The sequence below is a fragment of the Rhodospirillales bacterium genome, from assembly GCA_016872535.1.
Taxonomy (GTDB): Bacteria; Pseudomonadota; Alphaproteobacteria; order Rhodospirillales; family 2-12-FULL-67-15; genus 2-12-FULL-67-15.
Genome location: VGZQ01000036.1, coordinates 1 through 16,976, shown reverse-complemented (window position 1 = coordinate 16,976; position 16,976 = coordinate 1). Strand labels below are relative to the sequence as shown.

Below are 16,976 nucleotides of genomic sequence, written 5' to 3'. Positions count from 1 at the left end.
TCGGTCGCGTAAGTGTTTGCGGCCATCGCTTCATGCTAGCCCCCGTTGACAACATGAGACGGATTACTATAATTACTTTCAATTATAATGCTAAGTTATATTGCAATAATAGATTCAACGTTCACTTTGACAACTATGCGCATGAGGATCAATAGCAGAGATTAATTTTAGACTCTTTAAAATTAACTTGAGCAATTTTTAGTCCATGGAGTCGGCTTTCGGGAGGCAAAATGGCGGAAGCGATATTTAACGGGAAGTTCCAGAAGCCGACCGAAGCGTTCGCGGTTCAGCACCTCGATCCGACCGAGCTCAATCGGCTGACGTCCGACGTGTTCCTCTGGTTTGCGGTGGCCGTCGTCGCCGGCCTCGCGGTTCATTTTGTTCTGCAATCCTTGCCGGACCTTTTACGGAGGGAAAAATCCCAATGAAGGACGTGCAACTCAAGCGCCGCGACGCGGCGCAGATCGCTTATCATTGGGTAAACGCCGCCGCCATCGTGTCGCTTACCCTAACGGGCTTGGCCATTTCTTTCGGTTATCCCGGCACGGCCGACCTGTTCCTGTGGCATCTTTGGGCGGCGTGGGTGTTTCTCGCCGCGCTGGTATTTCACATTTGGTACACGACGATCCGGTTCAAGCATTTTCATCGCATGTGGGCCACGCTTCAGGACCTGCGGGACGGGCTGAAGCGGGTTCCCGGTTTCGGCAGAATGGGCTCCGGGCCGGCGCCCAAGCACGGTTTCTACAAGGTCGAACAGATCGCCCTCCATTGGGCGCTCGCAGGCGTGCTCCTGATCATCGTGATCACTGGGTTCATCTTGTGGAAGCCGGGCCGGGACTTCGTCGCCCCCTTCTGGATGCCATGGGGATGGGACGCGGTGTTCTTCGCCCGCGTGGTTCATCAGGTGTTCACCTTTATTTTGATCGCGTTTGTCCTCGCGCACATTTATTTCGCCGTGCTGGTGCCGAAGGAATGGCCGCGGTTGAAATCCATATTTACCGGGAAGGTGTCTTTTTCCTGGTACGCGAAAGAGCATCGCGTGTCGCCGCAGCTTGAAGCGCAAGCGAAAGCGCATCAGGGATCTCCGCCGTCGGGCGTCGCCATGGCGGGCATGAGGCCGGTCGAGAAAGGCTAAGCGTCGGTCAACCAAGATTTTGGAGGAGCAACATCCGTGCGCGAAAACCAAGTTCTACATCAAGCCGTGCTGGAAGACGCCGTTGTGCTGGAGCATGACGACGAGGCCCCCAGTCGCCGTGGTTTTCTTCAGGGATTGACGGGGGTCGGCCTCGCCGGTGTCGGCGCGGCGATTCTCGGCAGCATGTCGGCGGTATCGACTTTCGTCACGTCGCGCCCGGCGATGGCGGCGCCGAGGGGTTATTTGGCCCTCGATCCGGAACTGTGCACCGGCTGTCGCACCTGCATGGTGGTGTGCTCCACCTACAACAACAACGGCGAGGCAAGCATGGAGTTAGCGCGCCTCACGGTGCCGCGCAATCCTTTCCACTCGACTTGGGAGCAAATGAAACCGATCAACTACGAGCCCCGGCCGTGCCTGCAGTGCGCCGACGCGCCCTGCGTCAACGTCTGCCCGGTCGCCGCCATCCAGACCGATCACAAATCGGGAACCAATGCGCGCACGATCGACCAGAACGCCTGTATCGGTTGCCGGAAGTGCATCGAGGCGTGCGAATCCGCTTATGAAATTCCCCGCATTCAGTTCGACGTGGCGCGCAACAAGGCGATCAAATGCCATTTGTGCGGCGGCAATCCCCAGTGCGTTTCCTGGTGTCCCAATCACGCGATCAACTTCGTCAGCGCCGAGGATTTCAAGCCGCGGACCAAATATATCCGTGGGCAGGTCGTCAACGTCGAGAGCGATTATCGCGTCATCCGCGCCGAGGACCGGGCGAAGGAACTCGGCTATCCGCAGGAGCCGACCCAGAGCGCGTTCTCCCTGTAGACAGAGTTTGAGCAAGACGGAAGGAACGTAAAATGGCAAAGGGACTCTACGGCTACACCGGACGGTTGCTGAAGGTCGATTTGACCAGCGGCAAGATCGACACGTTCGGAACCGAGCCCTATATCGACAAATTCCTCGGCGGGCGCGGAATGATGGCCAAGATTCACTGGGACATGGTCACGCACAAGCCGAAGCGGATCGGCGCATACGATCCCCAGAACCCGTTCGTGATCATGACCGGGCCGCTGACCGCGACCGTGGCGCCGAGTTCGGGGCGAACCGAGTGCAGCGCCATCTCGCCGATGACTTATCCTGACGAATGTTACACGGAGTCGTCGTTCGGGCTTCACTTCGGGCCCGAGCTCAAATTTGCCGGCTACGACGGTATGGTGGTGATCGGTAAGGCGGATCGCCCGGTCTGGATTTTCATCGACGATCGGACCGTGCAAATCCGCGATGGGCGGCATCTGTGGGGCCTCGACATGTTCGACACCCAGGAACGCATCTGGAGGGATCTCGGGGACGAGTACCGCAAGACCCAGATACTGGTGACCGGACCGGCGGGCGAGAATCTAGTCCGCTCGGCTAGCATCATGCATGGTTCGTCGGCCGGCGCCGGCCAAGGCGGATTCGGTGCGGTATGGGGTTCGAAGAACCTAAAGGCGATCGCGGTTCGCGGAACCGGCTCGGTCAAGGTCGGCAATCCCGAGCGCCTGATGAAAATTTCCAAGGAAGCCCACCGCCTGATTTACCGCCCCGACCAGCGGCCGGAGACCTGGAAAAATCTCGCGGCATTCCACCGGGTTGGGTGGTCCTTCTACCAGGGCGCCGGGGTTAGCGGATGGGAATGGCTCAAGAAAAAGACATCCAAGGCCGAGGCGTGCTTCGGCTGCCCGTTGGGCTGTCACATTTTCGTCGAAATTCCCGACCGCAAGGGCCGCTACACCGCCGGCAAGTGCAACCAGATGAGCTGGTATCTGCGCAACGTGATGACCCGCTATGGCGAACCCACGGACGTCTACTGGCAGGCAACACAGATCGGCGATGCGCTCGGCATGAACGCGTTCGAAATGATCGGCCTTTTGCCGTGGCTAACCGGTTGCATCAAGGAAGGCCTGCTGACCGAGAAAGATGTCGGTCTCAAGATGGCCGACATTGGCACGTTGGAATTCGCCGATCAGCTTTGCAATATGATCGCCTATCGCAAGGGGTTCGGAAAAATTCTCGCCGAGGGCGCGCCGCGCGCCGCCGACATCACCGGCAAGGGCCATCATTTGCTGCCGCACTTCAATCGCGGCTTCGCGCACCACTGGAGTCCGCGCGCCTGGTCGCCGATCGCCTTGTTCTGGGCGACCGACAGCCGCCACCCGCAGACACCCATCCACCAGCTCTACTGGACCTTCCGCATGAACGTGAAGGGCACTTGGCCGCAGGCCGGGTTTGCGAGCGAAAAAGAGGTTGCGCAGTGGTCGAAGGAGCTATTTGGAACGACCAAGGCGATCGACTACAGCGACGAGAACTTCTACGATCCGATTCACGCCGAGACAACGAAATGGGCTCAAGACGGGGATGTCGGCCTCAAGCGCTCGACCATTCTCTGCGATTACGGTCCCTTCCCGATTTACTCGAGCTATTTTGCGAACAAGGAAAAATCGTATCGGCCGGACACGCCCTCGCCCGAGCTCGAGGTGCTCATGGTGAATGCCGCCGTTGGCCGCGAGCTGATTCCCAACGGTCAAGAAGGGATGAAGATGGGCGAACGATTCTGGAATCTTGAACGTGCCATCATGGCGCGCGAAGGGCGGACACGCAAAGACGACACGCTCGTCAAGTATCTGTTCGAGAAGGAAGCGTCCGCGACCGTTACCGGCCCCGAGGGTAAGACTATCAAGGTCAATCGCAAACTCGACCACGACAAGTTCGAAAAACTGAAGGATGCCTATTACGTGGCACGCGGTTGGGACGTTGCCACCGGAATACCGACGCGCAAGAAGCTCGAACAGCTTGATCTGAAGGACGTGGCCGACCAGCTCGACAAGGGCGGTCTCCTGCCCAAGGCGGCGGTCTAACGCGGAGAGAAACATGAGTCAGAATCCTTATGAGAAAGTGCACCCGAAGGAATCGTTGAGCCTTGAGCTCAATTTCCGCAGCTTCCTCGCGGGTGAGGGAGGCGAATTCTTCGAGCCGGTGCCAGTCGAGGATGTGATTAACTTCGCCGCCGTCGGCTCGCCGGTGACGATCCCCATGAGCGCGCCTTATTCAGCGGACGAGATGGCCCAGATCGCCCAAGCGGTTCACCAAGGCGGCGGTACGCTCACGATCATGGGCGCGGCTCGATATCCCGCCGATGTCCTGGAGCGTCTTGAAAGAGAAGCTCCCGGCCGGATACTCCCAGGCTGAGAATCGGTCATTCCCGTGCCGGCGTCAGCCAATGGTGCGGTGACGGCGTGAACCGTTGCGCCAGGGGCGGGGTATTATTGTTCATTGCGTCTTCAGGGTCGATGCGCTCATATGCGCACGGCCTTGAGCGCGTGAACGACGATGGGTACTGTGACTCTGGAATCGATGGTGAACGTGAAGACCGTGCTGGTCACGAACACAATCGATCCTGCGGTGCTCGCACGCCTGCGGCCGCATTGCCGTGTGGTGGCAAATTCCGAACCCCGCCCGTGGACGCGGCAGGAACTCCTGGCCCATGCACGCGAGGCCACCGCTATCCTCGCGTTCATGACCGATTGCATCGACGAGGCGTTTCTCTCGGTGTGTCCCAAATTGCGTATCGTGGCATGCGCGCTCAAGGGCTACGATAACTTCGATACTGACGCGTTCACACGTCGCGGCGTGTGGCTCACCGTGGTGCCGGAACTTCTATCGGTTCCCACCGCAGAACTGACGATCGACCTGATGATCGCAGCCGCCCGGAATATTGTTGAAGGGAGTCATTTCATCCGCAGCGGGGCTTTCCAGGGCTGGCGCCCATTCCATTCCGGTTCCCTAGTCGCGGGCAGCACGGTCGGCATTGTCGGCATGGGGGTGCTCGGCCGGGCGATCACCGAGCGCCTCGCGGGATTCGGGGTGCGCATGGTTTATTGCGATACGCGCGTGATCGAAGGCGCTGTCGAACGACACTTGCAGATCGCTCGCTTGAGCTTCGACGACCTATTATCGGAGAGCGATTTCGTGATTCTTGCTGTGCCTCTCTCGTCCGGCACAACCCATCTGATCGACTCATCGGCGCTCGCGCGCGTCAAGCGGGGAGCCACTCTCGTCAATACCGCGCGGGGATCCCTGGTGGACGAGGAGGCGGTCGCGGCGGCGCTCGAAAGCGGAGCGCTCGCAGCCTATGCCGCCGACGTTTTCGAGATGGAGGATTGGGCACGACCGGATCGGCCGCGGTCTATCCCGACGCGCCTCATCGAGAGCCCCAAGACGGTGCTCACACCGCATATCGGCTCCGCCATTCCGTCGGTTCGTCGCGAGATCGCGGCGCAGGCAGCCGACAGCATTATCGAGTTTCTGCGAGGCGTTCGTCCGCCTCCGGGCGCGGTCAACCATCCGTCGCTGGCTTCCGATATTGTGTCATGCTGAATCTGACATACGTACAAACGTTCATGACGATCCTCGAAACGGGCGGATTTCAGGAAGCCGCGCGACGCCTGGGGCGCGCGCAGCCGACGGTCTCGCTGCAATTGCAAAAGCTCGAGGAAAGTTTGGGGGTCACTCTGGTTACGCGCAGCCGGACGAAATGCACGGCGACGCCCGAGGGCGAGCGTTTCCTGCCCTACGCAAGCAGCCTGCTCAGACTGGCCTCGCGGGCGTATCACGCTGCCAATCATTCCTCCATCGTCGTCGGCGCGAGCAGCAACATCGGCATTTACGTTCTCCAGCCCTACATCAAACGATTTGTCGACCAGGCCGGCTCGGATGACGCCGTGGAACTGACCATCGGGTCCAATCCGGAGATCATGCAGAAACTGGCGCAGGGCGAGCTGGATCTCGGGCTCATGGAATGGTGGGACGACCGGCCGGGATTTGTGGCGACGGTGTGGCGGCAAGAGCCGCTGGTCGTCATCGTCCGGCCCGATCATCCCTGGGCCGAGCATGCGGGAGTCAAGAAGGAGTGGCTGCTCGAAGCGACCTGGATCGGCGGCGAGGCTGGCACGGGAACGGCGACGCTGTTGCGCAAGGTTTTCGGCGACATGGTCCGCAAACTCCGCGTCGCGGCGAATCTAGGCAGCACCGAAGCGGTCAAAGCCGCGGTCAAGGCGGGACTGGGCGTGTCCCTGGTGTTGGCGTCGGCGGTGCGCGAGGAAGTCGAAACCGGCTCGCTGAAGGCGTTGCCCATCGTCGGCACGACCTTGGAGAAAGACATCTGGATGATTCACCCCGAGACGCGGGATGGCGATGCCCTGGTCGGGCGGTTTATGAAAGGGCTTTTGCAGAACCAAACCTGAATAATGTTGGGCTATTATGCATTTGCGATGCGTCCAGAAGGATAGTCGCCGGTCTGCTGAACGCGGCAATCCCCGCTTGTCGACCCCGATTTATTGCCGGGTGCCGGATTAGGTTCTAACCTAGGCCACGGATTCGACCCACCATCCATCGGTCGTTGACGGAGCTGACGGCAACAAAAGGATCAAGGCATGACTGCTCCGGCAAGCGCGATTTCCGAACGCATGAACGTCGGCGTGGTGCTGGAGCGCCGCCGCCTCGAGGATCCCTGGCGCGATCACGTTTGGCACGCGGTCGAGGTGGTGCCGGGCATTGCCGACACGGGCGAATGGAGGAAGCTCGGCGAGAGCGAGGGATCGGTCCGCTGGCTCGCGCCCGCGCCGCCGGTGGAGATGCACCGCAAGGATACGGAAGGTTACCAGACCAATATCATCAGCGGCTCTCCCCGAGTATACGTGGTGCTGCGCCCGGACCCAACCAACACGCCGGGGCGCGAGATGCGGCCGTTTCTGGCCACCGTCTGTCCGTTCGAGGCCGGTTGTTACAGCCAAAGCGGGGAAGAAACCGTGGACACGGTGCCGATGCCCGACGCAATCCGCGCCTGGGTCGAGGACTTCGTCGCCCGCCATCACGTGGAAGCGCCGTTCGTGAAGCGCCAGCGCGACCGCGCCGATCCCGACAAGGTCGGGTTTGGCCGGCGCGGGCCGGGAGAGGGCCGCCGTGGTTAGAAAGATCGACGACCAAGAACCCGAAGGGCGGCCCGGCGAGGGGCGGCTCGCGCGCTGGTCGCGCTTGAAGCGCGAAGCCGCCGTCGAAAAGCAACCGCGATCCGAGACAATGACGGCGGCGCGGGTTCCAGCGGAGGCGGCGCCGGCGACGCCGGCGGCCGACGAAGCCGAACGGCAGAAGAAAATCGACGAGGCCACGAAGGACCTGCCGCCGATCGAAAGCCTGGGCAAGGATTCCGACTATTCGCTGTTCATGCGCGAGGGCGTGCCGGAGGAAACCCGCACCGCCGCGCTGCGCAAGTTGTGGCGGAGCGACCCCGCGTTCACCGAGCCCTTTCCCTTCGAGATGCACATGGAGGACTACAACAAGACTTTTGTTCCGATCAACGCGGCGACCGACACGCTGTTTCGCGCCGGGGTCGGCTATTTGTTCGACGACGACAAGGACAAGACCCAATCGTCCGCCACGACGGCGGAGACAGCCCCCGACGAATCGTCGGTGTCGGCGCAAAAAGAAATAGAATCGACACCGCGCGAAGGCGCGTTGACCGAGGCGCCGGACGCGGCGGGGAAAAAATCCGCCGAAGAACAAATTTCCATGTCAGGAAAAAATGAAAGTGGATAAAAAACCCCAAAAAGTTTTCAAATGCGCGGCATATAAGCCATATTCGGATAACTGAATACACAAGGGGCGTAATTCCTTTTGTTCGAGCGGGTTATAACGAAATCGTGTCGTCGAAATGCTTTGCGCGTCATATCGGTCTTCGATATGATTATTAACGCCTATCGCTCGTTTGTCCGCGCGGGGAAGGCAGGGCTTTATCTTGGGAGGAGGGGCCTTTGGCGACGACGGCCGTTGATCCAGGCGCATTGACCGGGACATCCGCTTTTCAGCCGGAAGCGTTGAGCGAGGAAGATTCCGCGCGCGCGGGCTTTTACGCGCTGTTCTCCCGGATGCTCGCGCGACCGCTCGATGCGGCGGCCATCGGGTTCGTCGGCGACTTGAGCGGCGACGACAGCGAATTCGGCCGGGCGATCGGGCTTCTGGCGCGTTCCGCGCGCGCCGCGACGGTCGAGGACGCGACCGAAGAATTCAATGCGCTATTCGTAGGCATGGGCGCGGGCGGCGAATTGCTGCCTTACGCCTCCTACTATCGGACGGGGCTCGTCTACGACAAACCGCTCGCCGACCTGCGCGGCGATTTGGCCCGGCTCGGGATCGGCGCGCGGGCGGAAACGACCGAGCCCGAAGATCATATCGCCTTCATGTGCGAGATCATGCACGGGCTGATCGCCGGAACGTTCGGTGCCCCGAAGCCGATCAACGACCAGCGCGCGTTTTTCCAGGCGCACCTCGAACCCTGGGCGGCGCGTTTCTTCGCCGATTTGGAGAAAGCCCAGTCGGCGCGCCTCTACGCGCCGCTCGGCACGATCGGAAAACTGTTCATGGCGATCGAGCGGGAAGGATTTGCCGCCGACGCGTAAGGTTCGGCGGGATCGATACACGTTGCGACCACGAATTCGGGATTAACGGGGTTACGCGAGTTTGAAAGGGAGACAAAACATGAGCGATCGAAAAGACATCCATGCCACGTCCCGGCGCGAGCTTCTCAAGTTCGTCGGGCTCGCCGCCGGCGTCGCCGGCGCGACGGCCGCGACCGGCACGGTCCAGGCGTCGGCTCCGACCGAGCGCGCCGAGGACGGCGGCTACCGCGAGACCGATCACGTCCGCAAATACTACGAACTCGCCCGCTGACCGGAACAAGGGAGAGAACAGCCATGTTGACCAAAAGAACCTCCGCGACCACCGCTTCGGGCGGCATCAAAAAGGCGCTGGCCGGCGTGATCGGCGGCGCGATGGATCGGCGCGCGTTCCTCAAGCGCTCCGGCCTCACGGCATCCGCCGCGGCGGTGGCTTCCGCCCTGCCGGCGGGTTTGGCCAAGGCGCAGGCGCCCGCCGCCGGCGCGGGCAAGATCGATATCGCCAAGTCGGTTTGCCCGCACTGCTCGGTCGGCTGCACCGTGATCGCCGAAGTCCAGAACGGCGTGTGGGTCGGCCAGGAACCGGGCTTCGACAGCCCGATCAACCTCGGCAGCCACTGCGCCAAGGGCGCGGCGGTGCGCGAGCACACCCATAACGAACGCCGGCTCAAGTACCCGATGAAGATGGCCGGCGGTAAATGGGTGCGGATGAGCTGGGACCAGGCGATCAACGAGATCGGCGACAAGATGCTCGACATCCGCCAGAAGTCCGGGCCGGACTCGGTCTATTGGCTCGGTTCCGCCAAGTTCAGCAACGAGCAGGCGTATCTTTTCCGCAAGTTCGCCGCGTTCTGGGGCACCAACAACGTCGACCACCAGGCGCGCATCTGCCACTCGACCACGGTGGCGGGCGTGGCGCAAACCTTCGGCTACGGCGCGATGACCAACTCCTACAGCGACATGCAGAAGTCGCGCGCGATGCTGTTCATCGGCTCGAATCCGGCCGAAGCGCATCCCGTCGCGGTGCAGATGATCCTCAAGGGCAAGGAGCAGAACAACGCCCAGATCATCGTGTGCGATCCGCGTTTCACCCGAACGGCCGCGCACGCCAACGAATACGTCCGCTTCCGCCCCGGCACCGACGTGGCGGTGATCTTCGGCATCCTGTGGCACGTGTTCGAGAACGGCTGGGAGGACAAGGAGTTCATCCACCAGCGCGTCTACGGCATGGACAAGGCCCGCGAGGAGGTGAAGAAGTGGACGCCCGAGGAGGCCGAGCGCGTTTCCGGCGTTCCGGGCGAGCAGTTGAAGCGCGTCGCCCGCACATTGGTGAACAATAAGCCGGGCACGCTGGTATGGTGCATGGGCGGCACCCAGCACCACCACGCCACCACCGGCAACATCCGGGCCTACACGATCCTGCAACTCGCCCTCGGCAACATGGGCGTCTCGGGCGGCGGGTGCAACATCTTCCGCGGCCACGACAACGTCCAGGGCGCGACCGATTTCGGCATAACGGTCGATTCGCTGCCCGGCTACTACGGCCTGATCGAGGGCGCGTGGAAGCACTGGTCGCGGGTTTGGGATGTCAGCTACGACGACATGGTCAAGCGCTTCAAGGACAAGAAGCTCATGGAATCGGCCGGCATTCCGGTTTCGCGCTGGTTCGACGGCGTGCTCGAGGACAAGAAGAACATGGATCAGCCGGACAACGTCCGTGCCATGGTCTTCTGGGGCCACGCCCCCAACTCGCAGACCCGCTTGACCGACATGAAGAAGGCGATGGACAAGCTCGACATGCTGGTCATCGTCGATCCGGTGCCGACGTTCTCCGCCGTCATCCCGGATCGCAAGGACGGGATCTACCTGCTGCCGGCGTGCACGCAGTTCGAGACGTCCGGCTCGGTGACCGCCTCCAACCGTTCGCTCCAATGGCGCGAGCGGGTGGCGAAGCCGATCTTCGAAACGAAGCCCGATCACGAGATCATGTATCTCTTCGCCAAGAAGTTCGGCTTCGAGAAGGAGATGTTCAAGCACATCAAGGTCAACGGCAACGAACCGGAGCCGGAATCCATCACCCTCGAATTCAACAAGGGGATGTGGACCATCGGCTACACCGGGCAATCGCCGGAACGGCTCAAGTTGCACATGGCCAACCAGCACACCTTCGACAGGACGACGCTGCGTGCCAACGGCGGTCCGTGCAACGGCGAATACTACGGCTTGCCGTGGCCGTGCTGGGGCACCGCGGCGATGAAGCACACCGGTACGCCGAACCTCTACGACACCTCGAAGCCGGTGGCCGAGGGCGGACTGAACTTCCGCGCTCTGTTCCCGGACCACAACGGGGTCAGCACGCTCGCCGTCGGCTCGTACCCGGTCGGCGCCGAGATCAAGGACGGCCATCCGGCGGTCACATACGGGATGCTCAAGAAGCTCGGCTGGGACAAGGACCTGACCGACGCGGAACGCGCGACGATCGAGAAGATCGGCGGCGCGAATCCCGACGGCGTCAACTTCGCCACCGACTTGTCGGGCGGCATCCAGCGCGTGGCCATCAAGCACGGCGTCGCGCCCTTCGGCAACGGCAAGGCCCGCGCCTTGGCGTGGAACCTGCCCGACCCGGTACCGATCCATCGCGAGCCCCTCTATGCGCCGGATCGCGAATTGGTCGCCAAGTATCCGACCTACAAGGACAAGAAGCTTCACCGTCTGCCGGTGCTCTACGAATCGGTCCAGAAGGACGATTATTCCAAGCAGTTCCCGACCATTCTCACCTCGGGACGCATCGTGGAGTATGAAGGCGGCGGCGACGAGTCGCGGACCAACAAATGGCTCGCCGAACTGCAGCAGGACATGTACGTCGAGATCAACCCGAAGGACGCCAACGACAAGGGCATCAAGGACGGGGTCATGGTCTGGGTGCATAGCCCGAACGGCGCCAAGGTCAAGGTTAAGGCCATGGTCACCGAACGGGTTGGCGTCGGCGTGATGTGGATGCCGTTCCACTTCGGCGGCCATTGGCAGGGCCAGAGCCTCAGGGCCAAGTACCCGACGGGCACCGATCCGTATGTGCTCGGCGAAGCGGCCAACATGTGCGGCACCTACGGCTACGACACGGTAACGTCCATGCAGGAAACCAAGACCACGCTTTGTCGGGTCGAGAAGGCATAACGGGCAGCGCAGGAATAGGGAGAAACAGCCATGGCTAGAATGAGGTTCCTGATTGACGCCGAGCGCTGCATCGAGTGCAACGGCTGCGTCACGGCGTGCAAAAACGAAAACGAGGTGCCGTGGGGCATCAACCGGCGGAGGGTCGTCACGTTGAACGACGGCAAGCCGGGCGAGCGCTCGATTTCGGTCGCCTGCATGCATTGTTCGGACGCGCCGTGCATCGCGGTCTGTCCGGTCGATTGCATCTACCAGACCGAACAGGGCGTGGTCCTGCACTCCAAGGACTTGTGCATCGGTTGCGGCTACTGTTTCTTCGCGTGCCCGTTCGGCGCGCCGCAGTACCCGCAAGCCGGCAACTTCGGCAGCCGCGGCAAGATGGACAAGTGCACCTTCTGCAACGGCGGTCCGGAAAAAGACCACTCGGCCGAGGAGTTCCGCAAGTACGGCCGCAATCGCTTGGCCGAGGGCAAACTGCCGCTCTGCGCCGAAATGTGCGCGACCAAGGCCCTGCTCGCCGGCGACGGCGACATGGTCTCCAACATCTACCGCGAGCGCGTGGTGTCGCGCGGCTTCGGCTCCGGCGCGTGGGGCTGGGGCACGGCCTATCGCCAGAAGGCCGGCACGTAAGAGAGTTCGGAGACGCGACGGATCGAAGGCAAGGCGGCATCGCGAACGGATCGCGGTGCCGCCTTCTTCGCCCGCGTGGCTTGGCTGCGATCCCCTTTATTTGATTGGGGGGATGCGTTATGGGCTAGAGCGAACCAATACCAGGGAGATATCCATGACCAGAAAAACCGTTGCCTTGGTCGCGGTCCTCGTGGCCGCCGTGGCCCTCACCGCTTGTCGCGGCGAAGAGCAAGGCCGGGTCACCATGTACAAAAAAGGCCAATACCTGGGCCAGAAGGACGACACCTTGAGCGAGGCGCAGGTGTCCGTGTTGCGCGAGCGCGCCGCGGAACAGGCGGGCACCAGCCTGGGGCTCACGGCCACGGTGCCGACGCGCGGCCTCGACGTTCGTGTCGGCGACGAACCGGCCAAGAAATAAACCGTCCCGAAGCTCCGAGAAGGGGGAGAAAACCATGATCCGCAACCGGATAGGCAAGGCGCTGGGTGCGTTGGGATTCGCGGCGGCGTTGACTTACGCGGTGGCGGTCGGATTGACCGGATCGCCGTCGCTCGGACATCAGGCTTTCGCCCAGACCAGCGAAATCCCGTCGGGCGGCGTGCGCGGGGTCGAGGGCACCGCGGAAACGTGGCGCTCGGTGCGCCAGGGTATCGAAGGATACGTGTCGATTCCCGACAAGAAGGCCGGCGTCCTGGTGCAATCCGAAGGCGACAATCTGCGCGCTTTCCGCAACGGCCCGATGTCGGTGTGGGGCGGTTGGGGGATGCTCGCCGTCATCGTGCTCGCCGGGCTCTATTTCCTGGTGCGCGGCCGGATCAAGGTCGAAGCGGGAATGTCGGGCCGCACCATCGAGCGTTTCACCGCCGTCGACCGCTTCGCCCATTGGCTGACGGCGACGTCGTTCATCATCCTGGCGCTCACCGGTCTCAACGTTCTCTACGGCCGCTACGTGCTGATGCCCCTCATCGGCCAGGGCGCCTTCGCCGAAATCACCTATTGGGGCAAGGTATCGCACAATTACATCGCGTTCGCGTTCATCGTCGGCATTGTCATGATCTTCGTGCTGTGGATTCGGCATAACCTGCCGACCATGGCCGACCTCAAGTGGCTGGCGATGGGCGGCGGCATGTTCACCAAGGGCGCGCATCCGCCCGCCTACAAGTTCAACGCCGGCCAGAAGATTGTGTTCTGGGTGACCGTGATCGGCGGCGCCCTGCTCACGGTATCGGGCATTTGCCTGCTGTTTCCGTTCGAATTCGCTCCGTGGGCGCCGACCTTCAAGGTCTTGAACATGTTCGGGGCCGGCCTGCCGACCCAGTTGACGGCCCTGCAGGAAACCCAGCTCTCGCTGCTCTGGCACGGGATCGTGGCCCTGGTCATGATTGCGCTGATTCTCGGGCACATCTATCTCGGCACCGTCGGCATGGAGGGTGCGCTCGACGCGGTCACCACCGGGCAGGTGGACGAGAACTGGGCGCGCGAGCATCACCCCTTGTGGGTCGCGGAATTGAAGGGCGGCGGGCGTTAGAACCCGTTGAACGAACCCGCCGTATCCGTACTGGGAGGAACTTCGCCGCTTCGCGTCGCGAAGCGGCTTTTTCTTGCGACCCGGCCGATGTTTTTCACCGCCTCGGTCCTGCCGGTGGCGATCGGGACCGTCGCCGGGGCGCGACACGGGGGTGCGTTCGACGGCGGCGCTTTTGCTCTGGCTCTGGCGGCTACTGTCTGCGTGCATGCCGCAGTCAATGTCTACAACGACGTCTGCGATTCCCGAAGCGGCTGCGACCAGGCCAATCTCGATCGGATTCATCCCTTTACCGGCGGCTCGCGGTTCATCCAGAACGGGGTGTTGGGCGAGGACGAAATGGCTCGCCTCGCCCACGCGCTTCTCGGCGCCGGGGTTCTGTTGGGGATCGCTTTGGTCGCCCTCAAGGGGCCGATGGTATTGGCGTTGGGCGCGATCGGAGTCGGGCTCGGGCTTCTCTATTCCCTGCCGCCGGTTCATCTCGCCGGCCGGGGTTTGGGCGAGATCGCCGTCGGCATCGGCTTCGGCGTGCTGCCGGTCGTCGGGGCCGCCTGGCTGCAGGCGGGTTCGCATGTGCCGCTCGCCGCCCTGTTGTCGCTCCCGCTCGGATGCTGGATCGCCGCGGTTCTGATCGCCAACGAAGTGCCCGACGCGGCTGCGGACGAAGGGGCGGACAAGCGGACCCTGGCGGTTCGCTTGGGCCCCCGGGGGACCAGGGTTCTTTATGCCGGCGTGCAGGCGGCCGCCGCGGCGTCCCTGGCGGGAGGCGTCTCGCTCGATGTCCTGCCGGTGTGGAGTTTGGTGGTACCGGTCGCCTTGTTGGGCCTGGCCGGTATCGCCGCGAAGGATTTAAGCGGTTCCCGCCTCGACCTCACCCGCGCGATCAAGCTGACGCTCGCGATCCATCTGGCGGGCGGTTTGTGGCTGTGCCTGTTGGCGGCGGTTGCCGGCGGGTAGCCGGCCGGCGCCTCAAAGGCGCGTGCTGGAAGTCGTAAATTTGTTCGCGCTGCTCTGGCCGGTGGCGCTCAGCACCACGCCGGCAACCACGGCGATCACGATCGCGGCGGCGAGACCTTGCAAGACCGATTTCATGTCATCCTCCCGGTTCCGTCGCTGGAAGCGCGTGGCGTCTTCCGGCGCCGACCATTGTAGACCGGGATCGGTATTCCGCCAACCGCCGCTTGGCGCGGGGCGCGCTTGCCGCCAACGTTCATGACAAGGGCCGCCAAGCGGGGTATCCTGCCCCGGAGCGGGTTCCCGCCCTATTTTCCGAAGCAACCGAGGACGTCGTCATGGCCGGTGACATATCCACGCCCCCGGGGGAAGCGATGGGAAAGCGCCCGCCGATCGACGAAGCGGAGCTGTCGAAGCTGTTCGGCCAGATCCGGGAGATCGAGGGAAGCCTGAAGGGCATCGCCGAGCAATTGGCCAATTTCGCCCGTTCGGCGACCGAACGCGCGCAGGAAACCGAAAGCTTCGCGGCCCACATCCTGGCCCTTCAGTCGATCGTCGCCGTGCTTTCCCGCCACGCGAACGCGGCGCCGGAATCGATTGCCGCCGAAATCCGCGACGAGATCAAGGCGCGCACGGCCGGGCTGTCGGGCAGCGCCGACGGCAGCCCCGAAGTGCACGCCATTGCGCGGGCATTGTTGGGGGAGGGGCGCTGATCGTTCATGGCCGGGCGCGCCGATCTTCGTCTCGCGCAGTTGGTGTGTTCGCGGCTGTGCCACGATCTGGCTGGCGTCGCGGGCGCGATCGCCAACGGCATCGAGCTGGCCGCTGAAAGCACACCGGGCGCCGACACCGAGGCCTTGGCCCTCGTCGGCCAGAGCGCCCGGCAGGTTAACGGCCGCGTCGCTTTTTTCCGAGCCGCCTTCGGCGCCAATCCGCCGGCCCAAGGGCTGGCGGAGGCCGCGAGCCTGGTCGAGGGGTACGTTGCCGGTAGCCCGGTGCGTCTGGAGCCCGTCGCCGGACCCGCTGCCTCGGTGCGCCTGGCTTCGGATGGGGTTCGGCTGGCGCTGGTTCTCGCCATGGTTGCCGCCGGATGCCTACCCCGGGGGGGCGTAATCCGCATTCAGGCCGCCGAGCTCCCCGAAGGGGTCGGGGTAAGCATAACCGCCTTCGGAAAGGGCGCCTCGGTCAGGGTCGAAATCGCCGCCGCCCTTGCGGGAAGCCTGGAGCCCGAACGGGCGTCTCCGCGCGAAATTCACGCGGTGTGGGCCCAATGCTTGGCCGGGGCGTTGGGCGGGAATGTAGAGGTACTGAAGGAAGAGGACCAAATCCGTCTTGGAGCCGTCCTCCCGCGCGCCTAGGGCCCATGCCTAACAATGCCGCCCATGTTCCGATTAATCGGGATGCGACTTAGGTGGTCCTTGGCTTTGGTTAACCATCGAAAACTGGCTAAAATCCGGTGCCCCGTTAAGGGATAAACCTTACTAGGGGGCAGGGGTTTGCCGGGTACACTGCCCACCTTCGTGTTGCCGATTCGCCGGGCGTGGCCGGTGAAAGTGTAAGCCTTTGGTGCGACCCGGAGTTTCGTTAATTAGGGCGAAACTTCCTTCAAGGAACCTTGCCATGGACGATCTGTTGAACGAATTCCTGACCGAAACGGCGGAAAGCCTTTCGGTCCTCGACCTCGAACTCGTCAAGTTCGAGCAGGATCCGAGCGATACCGCCATCCTCGGAAACATTTTCCGGCTGGTGCACACGATCAAGGGCACCTGCGGTTTTCTTGGCTTGCCCCGCCTGGAGTCGGTCGCGCACGCCGGCGAAAACGTTCTCGGCAAATTCCGCGACGGCGTGCTGCCGGTGACGCCGGAGGCGGTCACGCTCATCCTCAAGTGTCTCGATCGCATTCGCAATTTGCTGGGCGAGCTTGAGAAAAACGGCTCCGAACCCGAAGGTCAGGATTCCGAACTGATCGCGGAACTGAACGCCATGGCCGAGGGCAAAACCGCCCCGGCGGCGAGCGCCGCCGCTCCGGCCGCAAGCGCCCCGGCGCCTGCGGCGCCGTCCGGCGGCGGTCCCGTG

The 16,976-nt window shown here is 62.8% G+C and carries 19 protein-coding genes; all 19 read left to right on the top strand.

Annotation, left to right across the window (positions count from 1 at the left end):
* Positions 1 to 230 precede the first annotated feature (230 nt).
* Positions 231 to 428, top strand: a complete 198-nt coding sequence (locus FJ311_08815) for a hypothetical protein (GenBank protein MBM3951540.1) — start codon at positions 231 to 233, stop codon at positions 426 to 428.
* Entirely contained in the window at positions 425 to 1,135 is a 711-nt protein-coding gene (locus tag FJ311_08810; protein ID MBM3951539.1) for a cytochrome b/b6 domain-containing protein, read from the top strand. Before FJ311_08815 ends, FJ311_08810 begins: the two co-directional genes overlap by 4 nt.
* 36 nt (positions 1,136 to 1,171) lie before the next feature.
* Positions 1,172 to 1,960: a 4Fe-4S dicluster domain-containing protein gene (locus FJ311_08805; GenBank protein ID MBM3951538.1), complete on the top strand. Its 789-nt coding sequence runs from the start codon at positions 1,172 to 1,174 to the stop codon at positions 1,958 to 1,960.
* 32 nt (positions 1,961 to 1,992) lie between these two features.
* Entirely contained in the window at positions 1,993 to 4,029 is a 2,037-nt protein-coding gene (locus FJ311_08800; GenBank protein MBM3951537.1) for a hypothetical protein, read from the top strand.
* Positions 4,030 to 4,042: 13 nt separating this feature from the next.
* Positions 4,043 to 4,360: a hypothetical protein gene (locus FJ311_08795; GenBank protein MBM3951536.1), complete on the top strand. Its 318-nt coding sequence runs from the start codon at positions 4,043 to 4,045 to the stop codon at positions 4,358 to 4,360.
* A gap of 165 nt (positions 4,361 to 4,525) precedes the next feature.
* Positions 4,526 to 5,548, top strand: coding sequence for a hydroxyacid dehydrogenase (locus FJ311_08790; protein ID MBM3951535.1), 1,023 nt, complete (start codon positions 4,526 to 4,528; stop codon positions 5,546 to 5,548).
* On the top strand, positions 5,542 to 6,414 hold the full coding sequence (locus FJ311_08785) for a LysR family transcriptional regulator (GenBank protein ID MBM3951534.1): 873 nt from the start codon (positions 5,542 to 5,544) through the stop codon (positions 6,412 to 6,414). Before FJ311_08790 ends, FJ311_08785 begins: the two co-directional genes overlap by 7 nt.
* Before the next feature lie 189 nt (positions 6,415 to 6,603).
* The gene (locus FJ311_08780) at positions 6,604 to 7,140 is read left to right on the top strand and encodes a DUF3305 domain-containing protein (protein MBM3951533.1); all 537 of its coding nucleotides are present in this window, start codon (positions 6,604 to 6,606) and stop codon (positions 7,138 to 7,140) included.
* A complete protein-coding gene (locus FJ311_08775; GenBank protein ID MBM3951532.1) occupies positions 7,133 to 7,765 on the top strand; it encodes a DUF3306 domain-containing protein in 633 nt (210 codons plus the stop codon). The genes FJ311_08780 and FJ311_08775 overlap by 8 nt, the downstream gene beginning before the upstream one ends.
* 329 nt (positions 7,766 to 8,094) lie before the next feature.
* Positions 8,095 to 8,625 (top strand): molecular chaperone TorD family protein, encoded by a 531-nt coding sequence (locus FJ311_08770; protein ID MBM3951531.1) that lies wholly within the window; start codon positions 8,095 to 8,097, stop codon positions 8,623 to 8,625.
* Between the two features lie 79 nt (positions 8,626 to 8,704).
* Positions 8,705 to 8,896, top strand: a complete 192-nt coding sequence (locus FJ311_08765) for a twin-arginine translocation signal domain-containing protein (protein MBM3951530.1) — start codon at positions 8,705 to 8,707, stop codon at positions 8,894 to 8,896.
* Between the two features lie 23 nt (positions 8,897 to 8,919).
* Positions 8,920 to 11,796 carry a formate dehydrogenase gene (locus FJ311_08760; GenBank protein ID MBM3951529.1) on the top strand — a complete coding sequence of 959 codons (2,877 nt, stop codon included), beginning with the start codon at positions 8,920 to 8,922 and terminating at the stop codon, positions 11,794 to 11,796.
* A 30-nt stretch (positions 11,797 to 11,826) separates the two neighbouring features.
* Positions 11,827 to 12,423, top strand: a complete 597-nt coding sequence (locus tag FJ311_08755) for a 4Fe-4S dicluster domain-containing protein (protein ID MBM3951528.1) — start codon at positions 11,827 to 11,829, stop codon at positions 12,421 to 12,423.
* A gap of 154 nt (positions 12,424 to 12,577) precedes the next feature.
* Positions 12,578 to 12,841 carry a hypothetical protein gene (locus tag FJ311_08750; GenBank protein ID MBM3951527.1) on the top strand — a complete coding sequence of 88 codons (264 nt, stop codon included), beginning with the start codon at positions 12,578 to 12,580 and terminating at the stop codon, positions 12,839 to 12,841.
* Positions 12,842 to 12,875: 34 nt separating this feature from the next.
* Positions 12,876 to 13,949 (top strand): formate dehydrogenase subunit gamma, encoded by a 1,074-nt coding sequence (locus tag FJ311_08745; GenBank protein ID MBM3951526.1) that lies wholly within the window; start codon positions 12,876 to 12,878, stop codon positions 13,947 to 13,949.
* Between the two features lie 87 nt (positions 13,950 to 14,036).
* Entirely contained in the window at positions 14,037 to 14,903 is an 867-nt protein-coding gene (locus tag FJ311_08740) for a prenyltransferase (protein ID MBM3951525.1), read from the top strand.
* Positions 14,904 to 15,238: 335 nt separating this feature from the next.
* Complete coding sequence (locus tag FJ311_08735; GenBank protein MBM3951524.1) at positions 15,239 to 15,613, top strand: hypothetical protein; 375 nt, start codon at positions 15,239 to 15,241, stop codon at positions 15,611 to 15,613.
* A gap of 6 nt (positions 15,614 to 15,619) precedes the next feature.
* Positions 15,620 to 16,258: a hypothetical protein gene (locus FJ311_08730; protein MBM3951523.1), complete on the top strand. Its 639-nt coding sequence runs from the start codon at positions 15,620 to 15,622 to the stop codon at positions 16,256 to 16,258.
* A gap of 262 nt (positions 16,259 to 16,520) precedes the next feature.
* Positions 16,521 to 16,976: hybrid sensor histidine kinase/response regulator (locus tag FJ311_08725; GenBank protein ID MBM3951522.1), on the top strand; the 456-nt coding region annotated here is incomplete at its 3' end.